The organism is Parasphingopyxis sp., from assembly GCF_052168275.1.
GTDB lineage: Bacteria > Pseudomonadota > Alphaproteobacteria > Sphingomonadales > Sphingomonadaceae > Parasphingopyxis.
The window spans coordinates 1-7,724 of the sequence record NZ_JBQLZM010000001.1; the positions used below are offsets into that span (position 1 = coordinate 1).

A 7,724-nucleotide genomic window follows, 5' to 3' on the forward strand; every position below is an offset into this window, starting at 1 on the left:
GCGCGGCACCGGCCCGCTCCCCCTCCCGACCTCCCAACAGGGTACACTCAATGGGAGGTCGGGAGGGGGAGCGGGCCGGTGCCGCGCTTGAGCGCAGCGAAAGTCTGACAAAAAATACAAGGCTTCGACAAGCTCAGCCCGCGCGGTTGTCGGACTTGTCCCCGAACACCACACCCGCCCGTTCGTCCGTATTCACTGTCAGTTCGAATACGTCCGGCCGGGCATAATGGCCGTCGGTGTCGAGCGACGCGAGGCCCTGGCCGATCAGGTCGAGATCGAGTTCGGCATGGATGATCTCCGCCCGCCCGCCGGCCTCGGCCAATATGTCCGCGTCGGGCGCGACGATCATGCTGCCGCCGTACTGGAGCTGGCCGTCGGGCATCGCCGCGATCAGCGCCCGCGCCTCGGGATCGCCGCCGCAGCGGTCGAGCCCGTCGAGCAATGCATCGCGATTCAGCACCGTCCCCGCGGCCAGCACGAAGCACCGGCCCTCGAACGCGTAGTGGCGCGCGGCGATCGCATAGGTGTCGCGCACCGTCGGCCAGGCGGCGACATGCACGGCTTCGCCCTGGTTGTGCATCGCCGCACGCGCGAGCGGCATCCAGTGTTCCCAGCAGATCAGCTGCCCGACATTCCCCCAGTCCGCGGCATGAACGCCGAGCGTCGATCCGTCGCCGCGCGCCCAGATCAGCCGCTCGCCATGTGTCGGCACGAGCTTGCGATGGGCGAGCGGCGGCTGGCCGGGCCGGAACAGCAACTGCGTGTTGACGAGGCTCGAGCGTATCCGCTCATGCGCGCCGACCGAGACGATCAGCCCGCGCGCATCGACCAGTTCCTGGATCGGCGCGAGCCGGCCGTCATCGGGCCGGATCGCCTGGTCGAGCAGGATGCCGTGCAGCGCCTTGCTGCCGGGATGATCCCAGAGCGCGGCGCCCGGCGCCTCGTCGAGCCAGATCGGATAGCCGCCGAGAAAGGTCTCGCCGAACGCGATCAGCTGCGCCCCGCCGTCCGCCGCCGCCGCGATATGCGCCGGCAGGGCCACGATACCGCCCGTGATGTCGAGCGGGACCGGTTCGGCCTGGACAATCGCGGCGGCGATGCGCGGCATCAGAAGACGAGCAGCGCGGCGTTCACGATCAGCCAGGCGAGTACGATCGTGCTCAGCGTGAAGATCAGGAAACGGACCGGCACGATGTTGACCGTGCTCTGCCAGATGCTGTGGGCGATGCGCAGCCCGACATAGGCCCAGGCGAGCGTCAGATTGAGGCCGTCACCGGCGCCGACCAGCGCCAGGGTCAGGGCGATCGCGTAGAAGACCGTCGGGGCTTCGTGCAGATGGTTGTAATTGTCCGCCTGCCACTGGACCTTCACTGGCAGTTTTCGGAGGTCGGCATTGGTGTAGACGCCGGGCGTGAAATCGACCTTGGCCGCGTTCATAGCGGGGATGCGGGTTGCGTACATCCAGAGCCACATGACGATGGTCCAGATGGCGAGCGCCACGACCGGCGCGAGGATGGGGCTGTTGCCTTCCATGAATTTTCTCCCTGTTGCGGATGTTATTGCAGCGCTGCAGCCGTCGCGTGAAGCGCGAGGGCGAGAAGCGCGAGGCTGCTGAGCATGAACACCGCGAAACGCGCGGGCACATGGTTCCAGGTCGCCTGGACGATGCTGTGCACGATCCGGAGGCCGACATAGGCCCAGGCCAGCCAGACGTTGAGCCAGACGTCGCCGGTCCCGGTCAGCGCGACGATGAAGACGGTGGCGTAGAAGATCGTCGGCTGTTCCATCAGGTGATTGTAGTTGTGCGCCTTCCAGTTGACGCTGTCCGGCACGACGCCCTGCAGGTCCTGGCCGCGGCCGCCCGGTCGCGCGCCCATATCGATCCCGGCCTTTTTCATCGCCGGAAGACGGGTCACCATCACCCAGATCATCATGATCAGCGTCCAGACGACGAGGACCGCCGCGGGCGCGAGGATTCCACTGTTCATTATGCTCCCCCTGTTCCTGTGATGCCCGGAAGACTGGGCCAGCGCTGAAAAGTTGTCAAATGCAACGGGCCTGACGTTGCGGCATCGCCACGTGCGGGCTAGCGGGGGCGCATGACCGATACCGAATCACGCACCCCGACTCTGGAGGGCGTCCGCGAGGCCGCGGCGCGCATCCGCGCGGTCGTCCCGCCGACGCCGCTGATCCCGTTCGCGACGGCGCATGGTGAAATCTGGCTCAAATGCGAGAATCTCCAACCGATCGGCGCGTTCAAGCTGCGCGGGGGCTATCACCGGCTCGCCGCGATGAGCGCCGGAGAGCGCGAGGCCGGCGTCGTCGCCTTTTCCTCCGGCAACCATGCGCAGGGCGTCGCCTGGGCGGCAAAACGGCTCGGCATGCCGGCGCTGATCGTGATGCCCGAAGACGCGCCGCGCGCGAAGCGGGAAGCGACCGAGGCGCTGGGCGCGGAGATCGTCACCTATGACAGGATGACCGGCAATCGCGAGGCGCTGGCTGCGGATCTGGCGGCGGAGCGGGGCGCGATCCTGGTGCCGAGCTTCGACGATCCCTGGGTGGTCGAAGGGCAGGGGACGGCGGCGTTCGAAGCCGTCGAACAGATGGAGGCTTTGGCGGGCGGCCCACCGGACAGCGCGATCATCTGTTGCGGCGGGGGCGGACTGGCGGCGGGCGCGGCGCTCGTGCTGCCCGATGCGACGATCACCGTCGTCGAACCCGAAGGCTGGGACGATATGGCGCGCTCGCTGGAGGCCGGGGAGATCGTCCCGGTCCAGCCCGATCCGCCGGATACGCGCTGCGATGCGCTCCAGACCTTGCGCGTCGCGCCGGTCACCTTCGATATCCTGCACCGCCAGGGCGCGACGGGTGTGGCGGTGACCGAAGAGGAAGTGGCCCATGCCGTGCGCACGGCCTTTTCGAAGCTGCAGCTGGTCGTCGAACCGGGCGGCGCGGTGGCGCTGGCCGCCGTACTTGCCGGCAAGGTGCAGCCCACGGGGCGGACGCTCGTCACGCTGTCGGGCGGTAATGTCGATCCGGCGGTTTTCGCCGAGATCATCCAGGGCTAGGGGCTAGCCATGCTGCTCGCCGCCAATATCGCGCTCTCGGTCGCCATGCTCGCCGTCTTCGCGCTCGGCGCGGGCGGGATCTACCTCTGGGCGAAGCGCGGCGAGAAGCAGCGCGGCTTGCTGATGCTGGCCGCCGCGATCGTGATCCTGGCGAACGTGCTGATCTGGACGGTGCCGAATTCCAGCTAGAATTTGCTCAATTTCGTCATTGCGAGCGCAGCGAAGCAATCCGGAGCCTCATGCGACGCGCTTCGCGGCCCTGGATTGCCGCGTCGCCTTTCGGCTCCTCGCAACGACGTTGTTTTTGCAGTGATGGCGAACTATTTGATCGGACAATCCGGATCGAGCCGCATGTCGAGATAATCGTCGACCGACTTCATCAGTTCGGGCATTTCGCGTTCGAAGAAATGGTTGGCGCCCGGGATCACGTCGTGCTGGATGGTTATGTGCTTCTGGGTCCGGAGCTTGTCGACGAGCTTTTGCGTGCCGGACGGCGTTGCCACTTCGTCGGCATCGCCCTGGATGATCACGCCCGATGCCGGGCAGGGGGCGAGGAAGCTGAAATCGTACATGTTGGCGGGCGGCGCGATGGTGATGAAACCGCGGATTTCCGGGCGGCGCATCAGCAGTTGCATGCCGATCAGCGAGCCGAAGGAAAAGCCGGCGATCCAGGTCGTGTCGGCTTCGGGATGGAAGCTCTGCACCCAGTCGAGCGCGGCGGCGGCGTCGGAAAGCTCGCCGACGCCATTGTCGAATTCGCCCTGGCTCTTGCCGACGCCCCGGAAGTTGAAGCGCAGGGTCGCGAAGCCGCGGCGCACGAAGGTCTTGTACAGCGCCTGGACGATCGCATTGTTCATCGTGCCGCCGCCCTGGGGATGCGGATGGAGGATCATCGCGACCGGCGCGCGCGGGCGCGGTGGCGGGGAGAAACGGCCTTCGAGGCGGCCGTCGGGACCGGGAAAAATGACTTCGGGCATAGCGGTTCGGTGCAACCCTTTGGCTGGAAACGGGCGGGAATCGGGCTTATGCGGGCATAAGCGGCATGGAGCCTATATGATGTTCGGGTCTCTTTTCGCAACCAAAACCGGATAAGTGATTGAAAGACCGTCTTTATCTCGACCATGCGGCGACCATGCCGATGCTCCCCGAAGCGCGCGATGCGGTTGCCGAGGGATTTGCGAACTGGGCCAACCCCTCCTCGCCGCACGGCGAGGGCCGCGGCGCGCGGGCCGCTCTGGAAGAGGCGCGCAAGCGGATCGGCACGGCGCTCGACTGGGGCGGAGAGATCGTCTTCACCAGCGGCGCCAGCGAAGCCATCGCCCTCGCCATCTCCTGCACCAAGGCCGAACGGGTGATCGTCAGCGCGGTTGAGCATGATGCGGTGCTGCGCGCAGCCGGCGATGTCGAACGGATACCGGTCGACACCGAGGGGCATGTCGATGGCGGCAAGCTGAACTGGATGCTGTCGGGCGCGGACGAAACGGCGCTCGTCGCGATCCAGGCGGTCAACAGCGAAACCGGCGTCAGACAGGATCTCGACGATCTGAAGCAGCGCGTCCATGTCGGCGGCAACTGGCTGTTCGCCGATTGCAGCCAGTCGGCCGGAAAACTCCCGCTGCCCGATGCCGATCTGATCGCGATATCGGCGCACAAGCTGGGCGGCCCGCCCGGCATCGGCGCGCTGCTCGTCCAGGATTTTGCCACGCTCCATGCGCTCGGCGGGCAGGAACGCGGCTATCGGCCCGGCACGGAGAACCTGCCGGCCGCGCTCGGTTTCGCCGCCGCGCTCGAGGCGCCGACGGGCTGGGTGTCGCGCGCCGCCGAGCTGCGCGAGCATCTCGATAAGGCGATCGAGCAGGAGGGCGGGGTGGTGGTCGCCAGAGATGCCGACCGTATTCCGACCATCGCATCCTACCGGATGCCCGGCGTGGCGGCGAACGCCCAGCTGATCCAGTTCGACATGGCCGGGATCGCCGTGTCGGCGGGCAGCGCCTGTTCGTCAGGCAGCCTCAAGCCGAGCCATGTGCTGACCGCGATGGGCTGGAGCGAGGCGGACGCCGCGGAGGTCATCCGGGTGAGCTTCGGCCCGCAGACGAACCGCGCCGATATCTATCGTTTCATGGACGTGTGGAAGCGGCTGGCGGCCGAAGAAAAGGGGCGTGCGGCATGAGCGGCACCCTCTATCTCGACTATCAGGCGACGACCCCGATCGCGCCCGAGGCGCGCGCGGCGATGCTGCCCTATCTCGACGAGAAGTTCGGCAATCCGCATTCGCCGCACAAGATGGGGCGGGAGGCGGCGGCGGCGGTGGAAGTCGCGCGCGACCAGGTCATCGACTGTATCGGCGCGGAGAACGGCCGTCTCTATTTCACGGGCGGCGCGACCGAGGCGGCGAACTGGGCGATCAAGGGCGCGCTCGCCAACGCCCCGCAGGATCGCAAGCGCATCGTGACTGCCGCGACCGAACATGCCTGCGTGCTCGACACGTGCGAATATCTGGAAGGGCAGGGCTACGAACTGACCGTGCTCGACGTGTCCGGGGAAGGCCTGGTCGACCCGATGGCGGTCGAGGAGGCGCTGGACGAGGATGTCGCGCTCGTCGCGCTGATGCTCGTCAACAACGAGATCGGCGTCATCCAGCGGATAGCCGAGATCGGGCCGCTGGCCGAGAAATGCGGCGCGCTGATGTTCTGCGATGCGGTCCAGGCGCTCGGCCGGGTGACGATCCCCTGGCAGCAATGCGACATGATCGCGATGTCCGGCCACAAGATTCACGGGCCCAAGGGCATCGGCGCGCTCTGGCTTGCCGATGGGGTGAAGCCCGCGCCGCTCCTGCACGGCGGCGGGCAGGAGGGCGATCTGCGCTCGGGCACGCTGGCGCCGGCGCTGTGCGCCGGTTTCGGCGCCGCCGCGGCACTGATGGCCGAGCGGCACGACGAGGATTGCGCGCATGTCGAGAAATTATGGGCGACCGCCACGCATCATTTCGGCGACCGCTGGACGATCAACGGTTCGGATTGCGCCCGCTATCCGGGCAATCTCAATATCCGCCTCGACGGGCTCGATGCGGCGCGGCTGATTTCGGACGTGCGCGGCGTCGCTTTTTCGGCGGGATCGGCCTGCGCCAGCGGATCGGGCCGGCCGAGCCATGTCCTTTCCGCGCTCGGCCTGTCGAAGGAGGAGGCCAATGCCAGCATCCGGCTCGGCTTCGGCCGCTATACGAGCGAGGAGGAACTGGAAGAGGCGATCGACCTGATTCTCGGCGCTGCGGGCGAACAGCTGCCGGGCAGTCCCGTCGAGGGCGACGAACCGCATCCGGAGGACGAAGAGCAGCTTGCGGAGGATGGGGACGAATGACGACGGTCCGTTTCATTGCGGCCGATGGCCAAAGCGTCAGCGAGGTCGGAGGCCGGCCCGGCGACCGGCTGCTCCATCTCGCCCAGGCCGACGGCCAGCCGCTGGAAGGCACGTGCGAGGGGCAGATGGCCTGCTCGACCTGCCACGTCCATGTCGATCCGGACGATTTCGCCAAACTGCCGCGCGCGCAGGAGATGGAGGACGACATGCTCGACCTCGCAGCCGACGTGAATCGCTACAGCCGGCTGGCCTGCCAGATCTGGTTGAGCGAGGAGCTGGAGAGCCTGACCGTCCGGATTCCGGGGGCCGTCCATAATATGCAAGGGAGATGATTGTGTTGAAGCGCATCGCATGTCTGTTCGCCGCCGCCGCGCTCTGGGCGGGCTGCGCGTCCGAACCGCAGGGCACATCGCAGATCGAGACGATTTTGGGCGATCCGGTGCTGGAAGGCATCGAACAGCGGATTGGCGGCCGGGTCGGCGTCGCGCTGACCGACGAGTCCGGGAACCTGCTGCGCGCCTATCGCGGCGACGAGCGGTTCGCGATGTGCTCGACATTCAAGCTGGCGCTGAGTGCGGCGGTGCTCGAGCGCGTGGAAGCGGGCGACATGGCGCTCGACGATGCGGTCGCGTTCGGCGAGGCGGACATGGTCGATTATGCGCCGGTCGCGGAACGGCATCTGGCGGCGGGGGAGATGAGCGTCGTCCAGGCCGCCGAGGCGATCAGCACCCTGTCCGACAATGTCGCGGCGAACCTGTTGCTGACCGCGATCGGCGGACCTGAGGGCATGACCGCCTTTTTTCGCCGCCATGGCGACGACGTGACCCGGCTCGACCGGATGGAGCCGGAGCTGAACGAGAATGCGCCCGGCGACGAGCGCGACACGACGAGCCCGGTGGCGATGGCGGGGCTGGTCCAGCGGCTGATGTTCGGCGACGCGCTCGGCGAGGAAAGCCGCGCGCAGCTCGCGGCCTGGGCGATCGCCAACCGGACCGGCGACACCCGTATCCGGGCCGGAGTGCCCGAAGGCTGGACGGTCGGCGACAAGACCGGCAGCTGCGGCACCGCCTATAACGATATCGGTATCGTCTGGCCGCCGAGCGGCCCGGCCTTCGTGCTGACCGTCTATATCGACCGTCCGACGGCGGATGCGGCCGAGGTCGACGCGGCGATCGCCGAGATCGGCGAACTGGCCGCCTTCTACATGAGCGAGCGGAATATCGGCTGACGTTGCAATTTCCATCCGACATCGCCATATGCCCCCTCGGAAGTCGGGCGGACGTGGCATTCGCCAACCCG

Annotated in this window: 10 protein-coding genes; 6 read left to right on the top strand and 4 right to left on the bottom strand. The window is 67.3% G+C overall.

Annotation, left to right across the window (positions count from 1 at the left end; translation table 11 throughout):
• Nucleotides 1–133: 133 nt before the first annotated feature.
• From ACTS1X_RS00005 to ACTS1X_RS00015, 3 genes are read right to left on the bottom strand one after another with little or no spacing between them, the layout of a single operon-like run.
• A complete protein-coding gene (locus ACTS1X_RS00005; RefSeq protein WP_442612332.1) occupies nucleotides 134–1,108 on the bottom strand; it encodes a carbon-nitrogen hydrolase family protein in 975 nt (324 codons plus the stop codon).
• Nucleotides 1,108–1,533, bottom strand: a complete 426-nt coding sequence (locus ACTS1X_RS00010; protein WP_442612333.1) for an MAPEG family protein — start codon at nucleotides 1,531–1,533, stop codon at nucleotides 1,108–1,110. Before ACTS1X_RS00010 ends, ACTS1X_RS00005 begins: the two co-directional genes overlap by 1 nt.
• Before the next feature lie 23 nt (nucleotides 1,534–1,556).
• On the bottom strand, nucleotides 1,557–1,988 hold the full coding sequence (locus tag ACTS1X_RS00015) for an MAPEG family protein (RefSeq protein WP_442612334.1): 432 nt from the start codon (nucleotides 1,986–1,988) through the stop codon (nucleotides 1,557–1,559).
• Between the two features lie 111 nt (nucleotides 1,989–2,099).
• On the opposite strand from ACTS1X_RS00015, the gene ACTS1X_RS00020 reads away from it, so the two are divergent.
• Together ACTS1X_RS00020 and ACTS1X_RS00025 are read left to right on the top strand one after the other, a co-directional pair.
• On the top strand, nucleotides 2,100–3,068 hold the full coding sequence (locus tag ACTS1X_RS00020) for a threonine ammonia-lyase (RefSeq protein ID WP_442612335.1): 969 nt from the start codon (nucleotides 2,100–2,102) through the stop codon (nucleotides 3,066–3,068).
• A 9-nt stretch (nucleotides 3,069–3,077) separates the two neighbouring features.
• A complete protein-coding gene (locus ACTS1X_RS00025; RefSeq protein WP_442612336.1) occupies nucleotides 3,078–3,257 on the top strand; it encodes a hypothetical protein in 180 nt (59 codons plus the stop codon).
• 131 nt (nucleotides 3,258–3,388) lie between these two features.
• On the opposite strand, the gene ACTS1X_RS00030 is transcribed toward ACTS1X_RS00025, so the two are convergent.
• Complete coding sequence (locus ACTS1X_RS00030) at nucleotides 3,389–4,045, bottom strand: alpha/beta hydrolase (protein WP_442612337.1); 657 nt, start codon at nucleotides 4,043–4,045, stop codon at nucleotides 3,389–3,391.
• A gap of 119 nt (nucleotides 4,046–4,164) precedes the next feature.
• On the opposite strand from ACTS1X_RS00030, the gene ACTS1X_RS00035 reads away from it, so the two are divergent.
• From ACTS1X_RS00035 to bla, 4 genes are read left to right on the top strand one after another with little or no spacing between them, the layout of a single operon-like run.
• Entirely contained in the window at nucleotides 4,165–5,238 is a 1,074-nt protein-coding gene (locus tag ACTS1X_RS00035; protein ID WP_442612338.1) for a cysteine desulfurase family protein, read from the top strand.
• Nucleotides 5,235–6,425 (top strand): cysteine desulfurase family protein, encoded by a 1,191-nt coding sequence (locus ACTS1X_RS00040; protein WP_442612339.1) that lies wholly within the window; start codon nucleotides 5,235–5,237, stop codon nucleotides 6,423–6,425. Before ACTS1X_RS00035 ends, ACTS1X_RS00040 begins: the two co-directional genes overlap by 4 nt.
• Nucleotides 6,422–6,757 (top strand): 2Fe-2S iron-sulfur cluster-binding protein, encoded by a 336-nt coding sequence (locus ACTS1X_RS00045; protein WP_442612340.1) that lies wholly within the window; start codon nucleotides 6,422–6,424, stop codon nucleotides 6,755–6,757. The genes ACTS1X_RS00040 and ACTS1X_RS00045 overlap by 4 nt, the downstream gene beginning before the upstream one ends.
• Entirely contained in the window at nucleotides 6,754–7,653 is a 900-nt protein-coding gene (bla, locus tag ACTS1X_RS00050; protein WP_442612341.1) for a class A beta-lactamase, read from the top strand. The genes ACTS1X_RS00045 and bla overlap by 4 nt, the downstream gene beginning before the upstream one ends.
• The last annotated feature ends 71 nt before the right edge of the window (nucleotides 7,654–7,724 follow it).

What these genes read in the sequence shown, in the direction of transcription:
- ACTS1X_RS00005 (WP_442612332.1), bottom strand. Translation starts at nt 1,108, where the DNA reads ATGCCGCGCATCGCCGCCGCGATTGTCCAGGCCGAACCGGTCCCGCTC.
- ACTS1X_RS00010 (WP_442612333.1), bottom strand. Translation starts at nt 1,533, where the DNA reads ATGGAAGGCAACAGCCCCATCCTCGCGCCGGTCGTGGCGCTCGCCATC.
- ACTS1X_RS00015 (WP_442612334.1), bottom strand. Translation starts at nt 1,988, where the DNA reads ATGAACAGTGGAATCCTCGCGCCCGCGGCGGTCCTCGTCGTCTGGACG.
- ACTS1X_RS00020 (WP_442612335.1), top strand. Translation starts at nt 2,100, where the DNA reads ATGACCGATACCGAATCACGCACCCCGACTCTGGAGGGCGTCCGCGAG.
- ACTS1X_RS00025 (WP_442612336.1), top strand. Translation starts at nt 3,078, where the DNA reads ATGCTGCTCGCCGCCAATATCGCGCTCTCGGTCGCCATGCTCGCCGTC.
- ACTS1X_RS00030 (WP_442612337.1), bottom strand. Translation starts at nt 4,045, where the DNA reads ATGCCCGAAGTCATTTTTCCCGGTCCCGACGGCCGCCTCGAAGGCCGT.
- ACTS1X_RS00040 (WP_442612339.1), top strand. Translation starts at nt 5,235, where the DNA reads ATGAGCGGCACCCTCTATCTCGACTATCAGGCGACGACCCCGATCGCG.
- ACTS1X_RS00045 (WP_442612340.1), top strand. Translation starts at nt 6,422, where the DNA reads ATGACGACGGTCCGTTTCATTGCGGCCGATGGCCAAAGCGTCAGCGAG.
- bla (WP_442612341.1), top strand. Translation starts at nt 6,754, where the DNA reads ATGATTGTGTTGAAGCGCATCGCATGTCTGTTCGCCGCCGCCGCGCTC.